General features: G+C 62.0%; 15 protein-coding genes and 2 pseudogenes. 8 read left to right on the forward strand and 9 right to left on the reverse strand.

Annotation, left to right across the window (positions count from 1 at the left end; genetic code table 11):
• The first annotated feature begins 25 nt into the window (after positions 1-25).
• Complete coding sequence (locus OKW44_RS13910; RefSeq protein WP_018423797.1) at positions 26-1,423, forward strand: aspartate aminotransferase family protein; 1,398 nt, start codon at positions 26-28, stop codon at positions 1,421-1,423.
• 37 nt (positions 1,424-1,460) lie between these two features.
• On the opposite strand, the pseudogene OKW44_RS13915 reads toward OKW44_RS13910, so the two are convergent.
• The 4 genes and pseudogenes from OKW44_RS13915 to doeA all read right to left on the reverse strand — a co-directional run bounded on the left by OKW44_RS13915 (position 1,461) and on the right by doeA (position 4,577).
• A pseudogene (locus OKW44_RS13915) lies at positions 1,461-1,734 on the reverse strand (hypothetical protein).
• Positions 1,735-1,822: 88 nt separating this feature from the next.
• Positions 1,823-1,987, reverse strand: a pseudogene (locus OKW44_RS13920) (type VI secretion system tube protein Hcp); the annotation flags it as partial.
• A gap of 212 nt (positions 1,988-2,199) precedes the next feature.
• Positions 2,200-3,291 (reverse strand): alcohol dehydrogenase family protein, encoded by a 1,092-nt coding sequence (locus tag OKW44_RS13925; protein ID WP_018423795.1) that lies wholly within the window; start codon positions 3,289-3,291, stop codon positions 2,200-2,202.
• Positions 3,292-3,356: 65 nt separating this feature from the next.
• Entirely contained in the window at positions 3,357-4,577 is a 1,221-nt protein-coding gene (gene doeA / locus OKW44_RS13930; protein ID WP_018423794.1) for an ectoine hydrolase DoeA, read from the reverse strand.
• A 288-nt stretch (positions 4,578-4,865) separates the two neighbouring features.
• Between doeA and ehuA the strand changes: the two genes are divergently transcribed.
• The 6 genes from ehuA to OKW44_RS13960 all read left to right on the forward strand — a co-directional run bounded on the left by ehuA (position 4,866) and on the right by OKW44_RS13960 (position 10,430).
• Positions 4,866-5,771, forward strand: a complete 906-nt coding sequence (gene ehuA, locus OKW44_RS13935; protein ID WP_018423793.1) for an ectoine/hydroxyectoine ABC transporter ATP-binding protein EhuA — start codon at positions 4,866-4,868, stop codon at positions 5,769-5,771.
• An 83-nt stretch (positions 5,772-5,854) separates the two neighbouring features.
• Positions 5,855-6,697, forward strand: coding sequence for an ectoine/hydroxyectoine ABC transporter substrate-binding protein EhuB (gene ehuB, locus OKW44_RS13940; RefSeq protein ID WP_018423792.1), 843 nt, complete (start codon positions 5,855-5,857; stop codon positions 6,695-6,697).
• Positions 6,698-6,771: 74 nt separating this feature from the next.
• On the forward strand, positions 6,772-7,431 hold the full coding sequence (ehuC, locus tag OKW44_RS13945) for an ectoine/hydroxyectoine ABC transporter permease subunit EhuC (protein WP_018423791.1): 660 nt from the start codon (positions 6,772-6,774) through the stop codon (positions 7,429-7,431).
• 4 nt (positions 7,432-7,435) lie between these two features.
• Positions 7,436-8,095, forward strand: coding sequence for an ectoine/hydroxyectoine ABC transporter permease subunit EhuD (gene ehuD, locus OKW44_RS13950; protein WP_018423790.1), 660 nt, complete (start codon positions 7,436-7,438; stop codon positions 8,093-8,095).
• Positions 8,096-8,098: 3 nt separating this feature from the next.
• Positions 8,099-8,872 carry an ectoine utilization protein EutA gene (gene eutA, locus OKW44_RS13955; RefSeq protein ID WP_018423789.1) on the forward strand — a complete coding sequence of 258 codons (774 nt, stop codon included), beginning with the start codon at positions 8,099-8,101 and terminating at the stop codon, positions 8,870-8,872.
• 208 nt (positions 8,873-9,080) lie between these two features.
• Positions 9,081-10,430 carry an MFS transporter gene (locus OKW44_RS13960; RefSeq protein WP_018423788.1) on the forward strand — a complete coding sequence of 450 codons (1,350 nt, stop codon included), beginning with the start codon at positions 9,081-9,083 and terminating at the stop codon, positions 10,428-10,430.
• A gap of 62 nt (positions 10,431-10,492) precedes the next feature.
• On the opposite strand, the gene OKW44_RS13965 is transcribed toward OKW44_RS13960, so the two are convergent.
• Together OKW44_RS13965 and OKW44_RS13970 are read right to left on the reverse strand one after the other, a co-directional pair.
• The gene (locus OKW44_RS13965) at positions 10,493-10,882 is read right to left on the reverse strand and encodes a YunG family protein (protein ID WP_018423787.1); all 390 of its coding nucleotides are present in this window, start codon (positions 10,880-10,882) and stop codon (positions 10,493-10,495) included.
• A gap of 267 nt (positions 10,883-11,149) precedes the next feature.
• Positions 11,150-12,928: an arabinofuranosidase catalytic domain-containing protein gene (locus OKW44_RS13970; RefSeq protein WP_239499231.1), complete on the reverse strand. Its 1,779-nt coding sequence runs from the start codon at positions 12,926-12,928 to the stop codon at positions 11,150-11,152.
• Positions 12,929-12,950: 22 nt separating this feature from the next.
• On the opposite strand from OKW44_RS13970, the gene OKW44_RS13975 reads away from it, so the two are divergent.
• A complete protein-coding gene (locus tag OKW44_RS13975) occupies positions 12,951-13,211 on the forward strand; it encodes a hypothetical protein (protein WP_239499230.1) in 261 nt (86 codons plus the stop codon).
• Between the two features lie 336 nt (positions 13,212-13,547).
• Here the strand turns inward: OKW44_RS13975 and OKW44_RS13980 are convergent, their stop codons facing one another.
• The 3 genes from OKW44_RS13980 to OKW44_RS13990 form a co-directional block, all read right to left on the reverse strand.
• A complete protein-coding gene (locus tag OKW44_RS13980; protein WP_018423785.1) occupies positions 13,548-14,246 on the reverse strand; it encodes a hypothetical protein in 699 nt (232 codons plus the stop codon).
• Between the two features lie 20 nt (positions 14,247-14,266).
• Complete coding sequence (locus OKW44_RS13985) at positions 14,267-15,037, reverse strand: tetratricopeptide repeat protein (protein WP_018423784.1); 771 nt, start codon at positions 15,035-15,037, stop codon at positions 14,267-14,269.
• Between the two features lie 176 nt (positions 15,038-15,213).
• On the reverse strand, positions 15,214-16,539 hold the full coding sequence (locus OKW44_RS13990; protein ID WP_018423782.1) for a ferredoxin reductase family protein: 1,326 nt from the start codon (positions 16,537-16,539) through the stop codon (positions 15,214-15,216).
• Positions 16,540-16,581 lie beyond the last annotated feature (42 nt).

A 16,581-nucleotide genomic window follows, 5' to 3' on the forward strand; every position in this document is an offset into this window, starting at 1 on the left:
CAGACATCACACGAAGGAGCGACCCATGACTCAATTCGATCAACTGCTGAGCGCCGATCGCGCGCACTTCATGCATCCGTCGACGCACGCGCACGATCACGCGAGCGGCGCACTGCCGGGCCGGATCGTGACCGGCGCGAAAGGCATCCGTATCGAAGACCATGAAGGCAAGTCTTTTATCGATGCGTTTGCCGGTCTTTACTGCGTGAACATCGGCTATGGCCGAACCGAAGTGGCCGAGGCGATTTACGAGCAGGCAAAGAAGCTCGCGTATTACCACACGTATGTCGGCCACTCGACCGATACGATCATCGAGCTGTCGTCGCGCATCATCGACTGGTCGCCGCAGGGCATGAAGAAGGTGTACTACGGCATGTCCGGTTCGGACGCGAACGAAACGCAGATCAAGCTCGTCTGGTACTACAACAATGTGAAGGGCCGCCCGAACAAGAAGAAGATCATCTCGCGCGAGCGCGGCTATCACGGCTCGGGCATCGTCACCGGCAGTCTCACGGGATTGCCGAGCTTCCACCAGTTCTTCGACCTGCCGATCGAGCGCGTCAAGCATACCGTGTGTCCGCACTGGTATCGTCGCGCGCCGGCCGGTATGAATGAAACGCAGTTCGTCGCGTACTGCGTCGACGAACTCGAAAAACTGATCGCGCGCGAAGGCGCCGATACGATCGCGGCCTTCATCGGCGAACCGGTGATGGGCACGGGCGGCATCGTACCGCCGCCAGCCGGTTACTGGCCCGCGATCCAGCAGGTGCTGAAGAAGCACGACATCCTGTTGATCTGCGACGAAGTGGTGTGCGGTTTCGGCCGGCTAGGCTCGAAGATGGGTGCGCAGCACTACGGCATTCAACCCGATCTGATCACTGTCGCGAAGGGTTTGACGAGTGCTTACGCGCCGCTGTCCGGCGTGATCGTCAGCGAAGGCGTATGGGACGTGATCGATAAGGCATCGCAGGAATCGGGTGCGTTGGGGCATGGCTGGACCTATTCGGGCCATCCGATCTGCGCGGCGGCGGCGCTCGCCAACCTCGAGATTCTCGAACGCGAGAACCTCATGCAGAATGCGGCGCAAACCGGCGCTTATCTGCTGGAGCAATTGCATGCGGCGTTCGACTCGCATCCGCTCGTCGGCGAAGTGCGCGGCGTGGGCATGCTGGCCGCGCTGGAGTTCATGGCCGACAAGGATGTCCGCACGCCGTTCGATGCGGCGCTGAAGGTCGGGCCGCGTGTGTCGGCTGCCGCGATGCAACGCGGACTGATCGCGCGGGCGATGCCGCACGGCGACATTCTCGGCTTTGCGCCGCCGCTGGTGACGTCGCGCGGCGACGTGGATGAGATCGTGAAGCTGACGCGCGAGGCGGTGGATGAGGTGGCGTCGCAGGTGTTTACGCCGGCCGCTTCGCTTTGATCAAGTGAGGTGAAAGAGAACCCCGGCCGCTGTCATGTCATGCGGTCGGGGTTTTTATTTGCTTCGTGCGGTAGTACCGCCATAGCTTGATGATCGTCACGTAGGCAAGCGCTGCCACGATCAATTCAATAGTCATCCACACTACGAAATACAAATCCTCGGGATCGCGAATACCGAGCCAATCCGAAACACGCCACCATGCATGCGCTTCACCTTCTGTCCACTCATTGGATAGTGGGATATAACGAGCTGATATAAAAAACCCCGATGAACAGCGCGACCTTGAATATTCTACGGACAAGAGTTGCCATACGTGATGACCTCGATGACTGTCATTCGTTATCTCTCACTGTGCGCCTTGTTCGTCGATAGTGCCGCCATAGCTTCATGATCGCCACGTATGCGTGCGCCGGTAATTCTCCCGTTGGCGTTATCAACCGGCAGGCTAACGCCGTGACCGAAACTGATGAGTTCAATACTTCCTTCCCGATCCTGAACGATTGACGAACCCTTGATATCTGCACCGCCATCATCCTTTAGCCACATATGTGCGGGAATGCCCATGCTGAGTAAATCCTCCTTGATTGAAAGCAGTTTAATTTTCGGGAAAGGCGCACCTTGTCTGAGCGGCGCCTTCGCTACGCTGCCCCCAATGATGGAGGACCGGACAGCGATTCAAGGCAAATAAAAATGTAAATTGACACCAATTAACGATTGCTAGGCGCGAAAAAAAGCCCGCCTTGAAGGGCGGGCTCGCAGTGTGCCTGCTTCGAGCGTTAGCGTGCGACCGAGTCGCCATAATGCCGATCCGGAATCACAACGATATTCCCCACAAAGCGCTTCTCCATAAACCGCGTCTGCGCATCATGAAACTTCGACAGCGGATAAGTCGCCGCCAGAACCGGCCGGATCGCCCCGTTCTGAATATAGTCGAGCACGCGTTTGAACGCGCCACGCGTGCCCTGCGACGATCCATTCAACTGCAACTGCTTCAGATACATCGTGCGCAGATCGAGCTGCACGACCGGTCCCGCGATCGCGCCCGCGGTCGTATATCGTCCCTCAGGCCGCAACACGTTCAACAGCTTGCCGAACAGCGCCCCGCCAACCAGATCCGCAACCACATCGACGGGCCGGCCTTCGGTCATCCGTTCGACGTCCGCGACGAAATCGCTGCTATCGCGCAGCATCACCCCTTGCGCACCGAGCGCTAGCACGGCTTCTTCCTTGCCCTTGCTGACCACCGCATACGGAATCGCGCCGCGCGCGCGGCATAGCTGGATGATGGCCGAGCCGACGCCGCCGGACGCGCCGGTAATCAGCACCGTTTCGCCGTGCTTGACGGCCGCGCGTTCGATCATCTGCTCGCCGGTGTGATAAGCGCACCAGAACGTGGCGAGTTCGGCGTCGGAATAGGTGCAGTCGACCCGATGCGCGTTTTCCGCGGGCACGGCCGTGTATTCGGCGTAGCCGCCGTCGCGGCCGTGGCCGATGTAGTCGATATCGGCGAGGCTGTCGTCGTCGCGGTTGTAGACCGACGCGTCGACGATCACGCGCTCGCCGATACGCGCGTCGCTGACGCCGCGACCCACCGCGACCACGCGTCCGACGATATCCGCGCCCTGAATGCGCGGAAAAGTCAGCGTCGAGCGGCCGCGTCGCCACGTCGACACCGCTTGCGGATCGTCGTCGGTGCCGTAGGCGCCCTGGCGGACCCACACGTCGGTATTGTTGAGACCGCATGCGGTGACGTCGATCAGTACCTCGCCAGCCGCGCACAAGGGCACCGGCACGTCGTCGCGATAGACCAGTTTGTCGAGGCCACCGTGCGCGGTCAGCACGACGGCCTTCATCGTTTTCGGAAGCATGTTTCCCCTTTCGTTGAAACGGGCGTCGTGCTTAGCGAGTTCACGCGGGCACGACGCCCGCGCAATCACGGTTTGACGAACAGCTTGCGTGGCGTCCTGCAAAAGGTCTCGACGCCGGTCCGCGTAATCAGAATGCTCTCGGTGATTTCGAGGCCCCATTCGTCGAGCCACAGACCCGGCATGAAATGAAACGTCATGCCGGGTTCGAGGACCGTCTTGTCCCCAGGGCGCAGGCTCATCGTGCGCTCGCCCCAGTCCGGCGGATAGCTCGCGCCGATCGGATAGCCGCAGCGGCTGTTCTTCTCGATGCCGTATTTATGCAGCACCGCGAAAAACGCATTGGCGATGTCCTCGCAGGTATTGCCGGGTTTCGCCGCGGCGAGCCCGGCCTCGATCCCTTCGACCACCGCGCGTTCGCCTTCGATGAAATGCTTCGGCGGCTTGCCGAGGTAGACGGTGCGCGACTGCGGGCAGTGATAACGCTTGAAGCAGCCGGCAATTTCGAAGAACGTGCCGGCGTCCTTCGCGAACGGCGTGTCGTCCCAGGTCAAATGCGGGGCGGCCGCGTCGGCGCCGGTCGGCAGCAGCGGCACGATCGCCGGATAGTCGCCGCCATAACCGTCGATGCCGGTAATGCCTGCCGAGTAGATCTCCGCGACGAGGTCATTCTTGCGCATGCCCGGCTCGATTCGCTCGACGATATGCGCATGCATCTTCTCGACGATGCGCGCGGCCACGCGCATGTACTCGATCTCGCGCGGCGATTTGATCGCGCGTTGCCAGTTGACGAGGCCGGTTGCGTCCTGCCACTTCGCATCGGGCAAATGCGCGACGAGCGAGCGATAAGCGGCGGCGCTGAAATAGTAGTTGTCCATTTCGACGCCGATCTTCGCGTTGGCCCAGCCGCGCGCCGCGATCACGTCGCGCGCGAGGTAGTCCATCGGATGACGCGCGGTGGATTGCACGTAGTGATCCGGATAGCCGACGATCTGATCGTGCTGCATGAAGACGGTGCGCTTGGCACCGTTCGCGTCCTGACCGCGGCCGAACCAGACCGGCTCGCCATCCAGCGCGAGCAGCACGCACTGATGCACGTAAAACGACCAGCCGTCGTAGCCGGTGAGCCAGGCCATATTGGTCGGGTCCGACACGATCAATAATTCGATGCCGGCCGCCTGCATGGCCTTGCGCGTTTTCGCGAGACGCGCGGCGTATTCGTCGCGTTCGAACGGCAGGCGCACGACGGGCGCCTCAATTCGCGATTCGTGTAGCGTCGTATTTGACATCTTCCCCTCTCTCTGAGCGTGACGTCGTTGCGGGAAGTGGCGCGCGGTGCACGAGAATGCGGCGCCACGGGTATTTCTCGCTGCAGTCTAATGCCGCGAAAAAACGCCGCTGAATGTGCTAGTTCAATGTTCGAGACGTTATCGACGGACGCTGCATGTTTGTTGCAGTGCACGCTGCACCGCCCTTGCCCGCGTGTAGAAAAGAATTGTTCTAGAGCAATCTGGTTCGCAAATATGGCTGCGTATTCTGGTTCGCACTACACGTACGGCGAACGGGAACGAATCGATATGAACACTGCGCGAGTTACCGATCTGTTGAGCGCTTCAGGCATCGCCCCGGCAAGTCTTTCCTCCGAGGAGCGCGCGGTCGCCTCCGCAAGCACACCGGCGCGCCAAGACGAAAGCCCGGCGAGCAAGCCATTGATCCGGCTCGACCGGATCACGAAACGATATGGCGCGCTGACCGTGCTCGACGAACTGTCGCTCGACGTGATGCCCGGCGAGAAGCTCGCGCTGATCGGTCCGTCGGGATCAGGAAAAACCACGATCCTGCGCATCCTGATGACGCTGGAAACGATCGACGGCGGCCATATCGAAGTGGACGGCGAACAGTTGTTCCATATGCCGCGCGGCGGCCAGATGGTGCCCGCGAACGAACGGCATCTGCAGAAGATGCGCGAGAAGATTGGCATGGTCTTTCAGCACTTCAATCTGTTTCCGCACAAGAGCGTGCTCGACAACGTGACGCTCGCGCCAATGCTGACGAAGGGCGAGAGCCGTGAGTCGGCGGAGAGGCGCGCGCTCGAACTGCTCGACATGGTCGGCATGGCCGATAAGGCGAAGAGCCGTCCCGCGCAACTGTCGGGCGGTCAGAAGCAGCGCGTGGCGATCGCGCGGGCGCTCGCGCTCGCACCGCGGATCATGCTGTTCGACGAAGTGACGTCCGCGCTCGACCCTGAACTCGTCGAGGAAGTCCTGAACGTGATGCAGCGGCTCGCGCGTGAGACCGATATGACGATGCTGCTCGTCACGCACGAAATGGGCTTCGCGCACGACTTCGCCGACCGCGTGCTGTTCTTCGACCGCGGCAGGATCGTCGAGGAAGGCAAGCCCGAAGACATCTTCACGCATCCGACGCACGAGCGGACCCAGAGCTTCCTGCGCAAGATTCTCGCCGCGGGGCATCGAATCTGAGCTGAGCCGGAACATATTGTTTTTCCCACGCTGCACATCACTCACTACTACGCCATACCACTACGCCTTAGGAGCCAAAAATCATGAAGCTAAAGGGGATTCTGATTGCGGGAGGGCTGTCGCTGTTGACGCTCGCGAGCCTCGCTTATGCCGCCGACGACAAGCTCACGCAACTGCGTCAGCAAGGTTTCGCGCGCATCGCGATCGCGAACGAGCCGCCGTTCACCGCGGTCGGCGCCGACGGCAAGGTGACGGGCGCGGCGCCGGACGTCGCGCGTGCGGTGTTCAAGAAGCTCGGTGTCAACGACGTCGTCGCGTCGGTCTCCGAGTACGGCGCGATGATTCCGGGCCTGGCGGCCGGACGGCATGACGCGATCGCGGCGGGGCTGTTCATGACCCCGCAGCGTTGCGCGGCCGTCGCTTATTCGCAGCCGGTGCTGTGCGCGGTCGAAGCGTTCGCCGTCAAGAAAGGCAACACGAAGAGCATCAAGACCTACGAGGAAATCGCGAAAGATCCGAAAGCGGTGATCGGTGTGGAAGGCGGCACGACCGAGCAGAAGCTCGCGACCGCGGCGAACATTCCGACCGATCGCGTGATCATCGTGCCGGACGGGCAAAGCGGTCTGAAGATGCTGCAGGACGGCCGCATCGACGTATTCGCGTTGCCGCTGCTGTCGATCACCGATCTGCTCTCAAAGGCGAAAGACCCGAACCTCGAATCGATCGCGCCGGTGCAGAACACGCCGGTTCAATGCGACGGCGTCGCGTTCCGCAAGCAGGACACCGCGCTGCGCGATGCATTCGACGTCGAGCTGAAGAAGATGAAGGAGTCCGGCGAGTTCGCGAAGATCGTCGAGCCCTATGGCTTCTCGGCGAAGGCGGCAATGTCGACGAGCCGCGAGAAACTGTGCGCGGCGAAGAACTGAGTCCGCGGTAAGACGCCATGCGCGCAACGCGATAGCGCGCATGGCCCATGACACATTGTGCGCGAGGTGCGTCGATGAACCACTGGTCCGGCTATTTGCAGCTGATTCTGCAGGGAGCGCAGACAACCGTCGAACTGACGCTGATGGGCGCGGTCCTCGCGCTCGTGATGGCATTCGTCGCTGGACTCGGGCGCCTGTCGCGGTTCTTCGTGGTGCGCGCATTGGCCACGTCGTATATCGAGTTCTTTCGCGGCACCTCGATATTCGTGCAGCTGTTCTGGGCGTATTTCGTGTTGCCGATGGCCGGCCTGACATTGACACCGCTGCAGGCCGGCGTCCTCGCGCTCGGTTTGAACGTCGGCGCGTACGGCGCTGAAGTGGTGCGCGGCGCGGTCGCCGCGATCGGCCACGAGCAGCGCAGCGCCTGCATCGCGTTGAATCTTTCCCGCTATCAGCGCATGCGGCACGTGATCTTGCCGCAGGCCTTGCCGCTGATGCTGCCCACGTTCGGCAACAACGCGATCGAGCTGCTGAAGGGCACGGCCGTCGTGTCGCTGATCTCGCTCGGCGACATGACGTTCCAGGCGCAGGTGGTGCGCTCGCAAACCGGCAACACGTTGATCCCGTTCGCGACGATTCTCGCGCTGTACTTCGCCATGGCCTGTCTGATCTCGTTCGGCATGCGCAAGCTGGAAAGCCGGATGAGTTTTGGTCTCGACCGCATCAGGAGATAGACGAATGGAATGGGACTGGAGCTTCGTGCGCGAGATTCTGCCGACCCTGCTGCAAGGGTTGGAGATCACCGTGCTCGCCACTTTCCTCGGCGCGGTGGTGGCGGCCGTGGTCGGCATGGCGATTGCCATTTTGCGGCTGGCGCCGAATCGCGCGGTGTCGCGCGGCACGTCGGCGATCGCGAGTTTTATTCGCGGCACGCCGCTGCTCGTGCAGTTGTACTTCGTGTTCTATGTCCTGCCCGACATCGGCATACGGATGCCGGCGCTCGCGGCCGGTGTGCTCGCAATCGGCGTGCATTACGCGACATATGCGGCCGAGGTTTATCGCGCCGGCATCGAAAACATTCCGCGCGGGCAATGGGAAGCTGCAAAGGCCTGCAACCTGAGTCCCGCGCAAACGTGGCAGCACGTGATCCTGCCCGAAGCGGTGCCGCCGATGGTGCCCGCGCTCGCCAATTATCTGATCTCCATGTTCAAGGAGACGCCGTTACTGTCGGCGATCACGGTCCTCGAATTGATGAATCAGGCAAAGATCATCGCGAATACGGATTACCGCTATCTGGAGCCGATGACGCTCGTCGGCGTGCTGTTCCTGATCATCAGCCTGATCGCGGTGGCCGGTGTGCGACTCCTTGAAAAGCGTTTTCCGGCTCCGGGGCATTGAACGATGCAAATAACTATTCGACAGTTCGAGCGCGCGCCGCATCTGATCGAACGCGCTTTCGACAAACGTATCGGCCTCGTGATTCTCGCAACCGATCACACGACCGAGCCGGACTTCGCGGCACTCGTCGCAAATGAGCGTATCGGGATCTATGTGAATCGCGTGCCGTATGCGAACCCGGTGACGCCCGACAATCTGCGCGCGATGCAACCATCGCTGAGCGCGGGTGCGGCGCTGATCCTGCCCGACGAAACGCTCGACGTCGTGATGTATTCGTGCACGTCGGCATCCGTGATGATCGGCGATGCGCAGATCGAGCGCGCTATTCATGCGGCGAAGCCATCGGCCAAAGTCGTCACCCCGACCGCTGCCGCGGTCACTGCGCTGAGCACGCTGAACGCGCGGCGTATCAGCGTGCTGACGCCGTACACCGCCGAAACCAGTCGGCCGATGTTCGAGTACTTTGCCGCGCAAGACTTTGCGATCGACCGCTTCTCATGCCTGGGTCTGACCGACGACCGGGAGATGGCACGGATTTCGCACGACGATATCGTCACCTTCGCGCGCGATGCGACAGCGCCCGATTCCGATGCGCTGTTTATTTCGTGCACTGCGGTGAGAGCCGCGCAGATCATCGCGCGAATCGAAGCCGCCATCGGCAAGCCGGTAGTGAGCAGCAACCTCGCGACCGCGTGGATGTGTTTGCGCCTTTGCGGCGAGAACGAGGCGAGGCCACAGCAGGGTCGTTTGATGACGCTGCCGTTGCTGATGCGCTGAGAGCCTGCGCGACGCCGATTATGTTGTTTTTCCCGAACGAGCGCGACGCGTCGCCGACGCACGCGTACGGATTACCGCATCCGTTTCAGGCTTTATGGAAAACCCCGATGCCTGCATCGTCCTAGAACATCGTTGCAGGCGCGGGTCGCCGGTATCGTGGATTCGGGCGACGTTGCCTGTGTCGCATAGAAACATCCCAGGAGAAGACATGCACTACGCACATTCATGGACCGCGCAGAGCGCGCAACCGCAGGCGCGCAGCTTGCTGCGGCGCGCAATCGCGGCGTCGGCACTCGGAAACGCGACCGAGTGGTTCGACTACGGTATTTACGCCTATGGCCTGAGCTATATTTCGGCCGCGTTGTTTCCCGGCAGCACCGCGCAGGCCACGTTGTTCGCGCTCGCGACGTTCGCCATTTCGTTTCTCGTGCGTCCGCTTGGCGGCCTGTTCTGGGGGCCGCTCGGCGATCGCCTCGGCCGCAAGCACGTACTCGCGTTGACGATCATCCTGATGTCGGTCGCAACGCTGCTGGTCGGACTCGTGCCGACTTACGCGAGCATCGGCTGGTGGGCGCCGGCTATCCTCGTCGTTCTGCGGATGATCCAGGGCTTTTCGACGGGCGGCGAATATGGCGGCGCGGCGACTTTCATGGCCGAATATGCGCCGGACAAGAAGCGCGGCTTTTGTGGCAGCTTCCTCGAATTCGCGACGCTGTCGGGTTTCTCGCTCGGCGCGTTTCTGATGCTCGGTTGCTCAGTCGTGCTCGGCAACACGGCGATGCATGCGTGGGGATGGCGTTTGCCGTTTCTGATCGCGGCGCCGCTCGGCCTGATCGGTTTCTATCTGCGCTCGAAGCTCGAAGACACGCCGGTCTTTCGCGAACTCGAAGAATCGATGCACAAGGAGCAGCATAGCTGCGTCACGCTGAAGGCATTGCTGCGCGATTATTGGAAACCGCTGATTCAGCTCGGCGGACTCGTGGTTGCTTTGAATGTCGTCAACTACGTGCTGCTCGCCTATATGCCGACGTTCATGCAGAAGCAGCTCGGCATGAGCGACAACATGTCCCTGCTCGTGCCGCTGATCGGCATGCTCGCGATGATGGTGTTTCTGCCGTTTGCGGGAACGTTCTCGGATCGCGTGGGACGCAAGAACGTCTGGTGGTTTTCGCTGATTGGCCTGTTCGTCGCGGCGATTCCGATGTTCCTGCTGATGAAGCTCGGCGTGGCGGGCGCGTTCATCGGCTTTGCGGTGCTCGGGCTGTTGTACGTGCCGCAACTGGCCAGCATCTCGGCGATGTTCCCCGCGATGTTTCCGACCCAGGTCCGTTACGCGGGGATGGCGATTGCGTATAACCTGTCGACGTCGATTTTCGGCGGCACGGCGCCGATGGCGAACGAATGGCTGGTCGCGCATACGGGCAACGCGCTGGTGCCCGCTTATTACATGATGGCCGCGTGCGTCGTCGGGGCGATTGCGTTGATCTACGTGCCTGAAACGCGCGGGTGTTCGTTGCGCGGGCAAGGCATTCCGGGGAAGCAGGAAGTGATTGTTTGAAGTGAAATGGCGTGGCCAACCGCGTATCGATGCAGTTCGGCCACGCGTGTTTGATTGAGCGTTTATTTCAGCTGGCTTTGCGCGAGCCTCGACTTCAGCAGTTCGTATTTCTCCCGCGACGTATCCGCGAACGCTGCCTCACGATTCGAACGCGTATCGTCGAATGGAATCGGCTCGGCAAACTGACTGACCGTCAGATCCCATCTGCTGCCGTCGATCAGGTTGTAGAAGTGCGTGCCCCCCGAGGTACGCGTCGTCAGAATCTCGCCACCGAAATAGTCCTGCATGATCAGAGACGTAACGCTGCAATGATTCTGCGCGGGATTCGTCGACGACCACGCGTGCGTGGGGCTCGACGTATCGCCGGCCCATAAGCGTGCAAGGACGCGGTATAGATCGATGGGCGTCGCAAAGGTCTTCGATACGGCAGGCGTCTGTGCTTCCTGTGTCATGGCGGCAATCCTTCGTTCGATGAGCGCAAAAGGTCGTGGAAAACAAAAAGCCCCGTCGTTGCCGGCGGGGCTTTCTGGCGCATGTCGCTGCGAATGATGTCTAGCGGCGTATGCGTATGCGAGTCCCCACAGGCAGTCCCACGCGGGCATGCGCATGATGATGCTTTGCAGTCGGGTGGTACGTGAGGGCTTGCATAGCGAGCGAGTGTGCCTTCGATTGCGCGACGCGTCAACGAATCATCGATAACTGCGCCGCGCTGACCGTGCTTACGACTTCGCGCCGCTCAGGATCGCGAGGCTCGGGCAGTAGTGCGTCGCGCTCAGATACGCGGCCTGCTGCGAGCGCACGCCTGCGCTGCTCGACGTCGGCGGATCGATGAATACCTGCGCGTTGTTCGATCCCGCCGGTGCCGTCAGCGTCATCGTCACTTTCCACCAGTTGCCGGATTTCACCGCGCTCAGCGCCGTCGCTTGCCCCGCGCCCCACGTGCCGCGCACGATCGCGCCGGTGTTCGTGTTCAGCACCCAGCCGAACTCGGTGCCGCTCGGGTCGTCGGTTTGGATCGAGCCGCCGGGGAACACCGTTGCATTGGTGGTGGCGAGCACGTAGTCGGTGAACGTGTACGACTGTCCGCCCTGCACACGGATCACTTCGTGAATGTTCGACACGGCCGAACCGTTCGTGCTCGTGACCGTCGCGGCGCCGCGATTTACGCCGGAGATGTCGGTGGCGGGCACGGCGGTGCCGCCGTTCGACTGGAACCATGCATCCGGCGTCGCGAGACTGAGTGGCGAGTTGATCAGGTTGTTCGCATAGCAAGCCGACGCGGCCGCGTTGGTGGGCGGCCCGTAGAAGCTCGCGATGCTCGACTGGATCGCGTTGTCGGTCGTATCGGACGTCGCCTTCGTGATGATCGCGCCTTCGAAGAACTGGATCGGCGCGGCGCTGCCGTCGCCGCCTTCGCCGAGCGACAGACCGCCTTGCCATTGGCCATTGAATGCGTGACCGGCATCGTTGCCGAAGATCAGTGCTTCAGGTGGCGCCTGATCGTACAGCGACGTCAACACGCTTTGCGAAGCGGAGCCGCCTTTGACCGCGAACAGATTCGACGCGGTGACCGGCGAGTACTTCGACAGCACCGTCACGAACTTCTCCTTCGCCGGCTGCTGCGGACCATACAGATAGACGCCGGCTTCGGCATCGACGCCCGGCCAGTTGGTATCGAGCGCATTGCACACCGGGTCCTTGACGTTCGACGGCTGGATCGAGTTGCCGTCGCAATAGCCGAATACTGCTGCGTTGCCGTTCGAAAACGCGAGTGCGAACATTTCTCCTTCCACTTCGCCGTGAGAATAGGTGCTCGGATTCGCGCTGTTCTCCATGTTGCCGTAGGTGCCGCAGCAGGTCGACGACTGGCTGTAGTGGGCGCCAGCCACCATGTACTCGGCGATTTCGCTATCGCCAATCGACTGGTTCACCGTGCCGAAACGTTTGCGATAGGCCTGGCCTGCCAGCGTGCCGAGAGCCGGAATCTGTACGCCGTTCGTCGCAACGAACGCGAGCTTGGCCGGCGTGCCGGGAAGCGCGGGCAAGTCGTTGCCGATCGTCAGTTGCTGCGTCGGCGCCTGCTCGGTCAAGGCGGTCGGCGGTTGCGCCAACTGCACGGTCAAGGCGCCGGAGGTGCCGGGCAGCGTGATGGTCGCGAAGCCGTTGAGGACCGGCACGGTGGTCGTTTTGCTGCCGTTCTGTACGGTGAGCGATTCCGTGCCGTCCTGGTTCAGCGTCAGCGTCGCGGGGACATTGCCGAACGCGCCGTTTTTCAGCGGCGCAACCAGATCGATCTGATCGTAGATGTAGGTGACCGAGCAGGTCGTGTTGTTACAGAAGGATTGCGTGTTCTGCACATTCGCCGAGCCGACCAGCGAGCGGTCGCCGCCTTTCAGCGTGCTGTTGGTGTACGGATAGACGTCGAGCGTCGTGTTGTCCGACGCGCGTTGAATCTGGAACAGCGGGCCCGTGTAGTTCTTCGTCAGCAGTCGGGTCACGCTGTGCGCGGCGGAGCAGGGCGTGTTGGCCGTGGCGGCGGCGTCGCAGGGCAGTGGGATAGCCGTCGTCGCCTTGTTGTCCGCCGATGCATTCGAATTCGATTGCGATGCATTGCTGATCGGCGCCGCGCTCGAGGTGGCCGCATTCGCCACCGGCGATGTCGACGCGCCGCTATTGTCGCCATTGCACGCGGCGAGTCCGACGGCCATCGCCAGCCAGACCGCCACTAACCCCATTCTTCTGGACATCATGACCCCTCCTGTTGAACCGCTGATCGGTTAAAAACACTTAGTTGATCTGGATAAAGAATCGAGACAGCCGGCAGGCCGGCGCCGAACTTCCGGCAGGTAATAATATTAGTCAATAATATTGATTTGACGGCATGGGGTAATCCCCATGCGAGTTGGATGAAAATGAAAGAATCCCAGCTACGTGCGGCATACGCATTCCGCATAAGCTAGCGTCTTGGTGGGATTATTACTAATATTTTGTCCAGCGCGACATGCTGCATGCTGGTCTGCGCGAGGGTGTGAAGCGAAGGGGATAGAAGTGAACGTGACGCGCGTCGAATCAGGCGTTCGACCGCGGATGGCTTGCGCCGATGTGCTTCAATGCAATTCAACCGCCGGACAGAACCGTGTCCTCGACTTCGTAGCGCTCATTGCCAACTGAAATCAGATTGATGCCGGCATGCTTGCGCGTCAGCGTGTCGCCGGGCATCGGCCGATCGCTCGCGGACGCGGCCGTACCCAACACGCGACCGTCGACGCCAAAGAAAATCGCCCGCGTGGCGCCATCGGGCCAGTAGACCACGACCGTAGTCGATCGATCGCCGTGATGCACTACGCCGAACTTGCACATCGTTTTGGTCTGTCCGTTGCCGCGCTCGCACGGCAACGTGCCGCTCGCGCTGATCGGCGATTCCTTCACGGGCCCGTGGCCGCTCTGCGAGCCGGCCTGAGCGCTTTCAGTCGAAATCGAAATCAGCGTCACGCCATCCGCTTCGCCAACCACGCGCCCATGCCGCGGATGCCCGACGATCGCGCGCACGGTGGCGCTGTCGCGCGAGCCTGGACAGCCGACCAGCATGGCCATATGGTCGAGATAGTTCACGGTTGCGGCCGACTCGCCGAGCCGCCGGCATGCATCGCCCGAGTGCGGATAGCCATCGCCGAGCACGACGAACGACGCGGGCCATTCGAACGGTTTCTCCATGCCAGCGGCCTGCGCGGAAGTCGAAGTGCCACCGGCACCGAATGCAATCGCGGCAATCGCGGCGCACAGCGCCGAAGCAGGAAACCGGATCGCACGTCGCATCGATGTTCTCCTCAGCATGCTCAGGTTCGAGCCGCACCCGCCGACATTGCGGCCTGCGCCCGCTGCAGCCACTCGCGATTATGCTCGCGCGCGTGACGTGGCCAATGTTTGGCATCCTGCACGATTTCGGCATAGAGCGCGCCGGCGCGGCGGCGGTCCGCGTCTTCGGGTTGCGCGGCGAGCCAGTCGGCGAACAGGCAGCGCGGCGCGACGTCGCTCGCGCAGGTCAGCGCCTGTTCGAATGCCGCGCGTGCGCCCGGCGCATTCAGCGCGGCCAGCGTGCGCGCGTACAGCAGCGCCGCCTCGCCCTGGTTGCGTGCCCGCGGATTGACCGAGAACAGGTTCGCCAACGTCGCATCGGCGGCCGGGTAGTCGCCGAGTGCGAACTGCGAGCGCGCGAGACCGAGCAGCAGCGCGGGATCGTTCGCGAATGGGCCGTTCGCCGCGGCCTGGAAATGTTCGAGCGCTTCGCGCGGATTGCCGGCCGCGAGCAAGGCCTCGCCGAGCCGCATCCGATGTTGCACGGTCGGCGCGCGGTCGAATTCGGCGCGCGCTTCACGCAGCGCGCGATTCGGATCGACAAATTGCGTGATCGCCTGCGTGGCCACCCGCGCGCCGCGCGAGTGGCGCAGACTCGGCAGATAGATCGCGAACAAGTACACGACGCTGCCGAGCAGCGGGAAAGCAAACAGAATGAATAGCCAGTAGATGCCCTGGTTATTGCGCAACGCGTGGACGGCGAAAAAAATCGCGATGAAAACGTGAAGACCAATTCCAAAAAAGTAGGGCATATCGATTCAACCTTCGAGCATGAGGAAAAGCGCGCCGCGAGCCCGTCATTGGCGTAACCGGGCCCTAATGCAGCGAACCGACCCGCAGATACGCGAATAGAAGCGACAACGCCACGACGATCACGCCGGTGGCAATGACGAGACGGTTGGCCAACAGTCGGCGCATCGCAAGTCTCCTAGACGAAACTGTAGCGTTCGGAATGGTAGCGGATGCGCGGCACCTTCATTTCGCCGAGCGCCGTTTCGATCGCATCCATCATGGAGTCCGGGCCGCAGATGAAATACTCGTGATCGGCGAACTCGGGCGGGAGATGTCGCCGGAACATCGCGGCATCGATGCGCCCGACTTCCCCGCTCCAGCCTTCGGGCGGGTCCGACAGCGCATAGACGATGCGCAGATCGAGCCGCGCTTTCAGCGCATCGAGCTCCTCGCGGAAAGTCAGCGAGTCCCAGGTCTTGCCGCTGTACAGTAGCACGAGCGGACGTTGGTCGCCGCGATCGGCGAGCGAGCGGATCATGCTCATCATCGGCGTGATGCCGATACCGCCCGCGATCAGCACGTGCATGTCGGTCGGATGCCCGATCGTGAACGCGCCATACGGTCCGTCCAGATACACACGCCGACCTGTTTCGATCGTCTTCACCTGGCTCGTGAAATCGCCGAGATTGCGGATCGTCATTTCGACGCGGCCGTTCGCGGCCTCGGCGCTCGACGAGAACGAAAAGGGGTGTCCGGTGATCCTGAACGGGCTGCCCCACACGTTGAGCCAGCCGAACTGGCCGGGCTTGAAGCGAAAGCCAGCGTGGCCGTCGGGCTGCATCACGAGCGTCGTCGTGTCGCCGCGTTCGGCGCGCACTTCCGCGATCCGGTACGGACGCCTGATCATGAAGAGCGGCTTGAACAGACGCACGTACAGCAGCAGCGCTACCCAGGATACTGTCATGCAGATCCACAGCGTGCGCTTGAACGGATCGGTCAGATAGAAGCCCCAGCCGATCATATGCAGCACGCCGCCGAAGATCGCGACGAGCGCGAGCCCGATATGCGACAGATGCCACAGCTCGTAACGAATCTTCAATTGCTTGCGCCATAGCGCGGTGATCACCAGCACGATCACCGAGCCGATCGACAGGAACGCGAACCACGCACCCCACGGGACTTCGAGCAGCGAGTCGGGCATCGCGACCTTGTCGGAGCGGATCGCGAACAGGATCAGCGGATGCACGACGACCAGGCTGACCGCGAGCAGCGACACGCGTCGATGGAAATGATAGATAACGTCCTCGCCCCACGGCTCGGTCACGTGACGAAAGCGCGCGGTGAGGCCGAATTGCAGGCCCATCATCGCGAGTCCGGAATAGCCGAGCGCCACCGAGAACTCGGTGCCGAAGTTGCGCGCGGGCGGGAGCGTGCCGGTCAGCAGCGCAAACAGCGGCGCGAGAATGAACAGTAGATAGATGACCGACCAGACGGCCTTGCGCACGAGATCTCGAGACTGCATCGGTGCTTCTCCATGCCGGGTGCGGCGGTCCCGCTCGCGCTC

It is taken from the genome of Paraburkholderia lebeckiae (assembly GCF_050436325.1).
Taxonomy (GTDB): domain Bacteria; phylum Pseudomonadota; class Gammaproteobacteria; order Burkholderiales; family Burkholderiaceae; genus Paraburkholderia; species Paraburkholderia tuberum.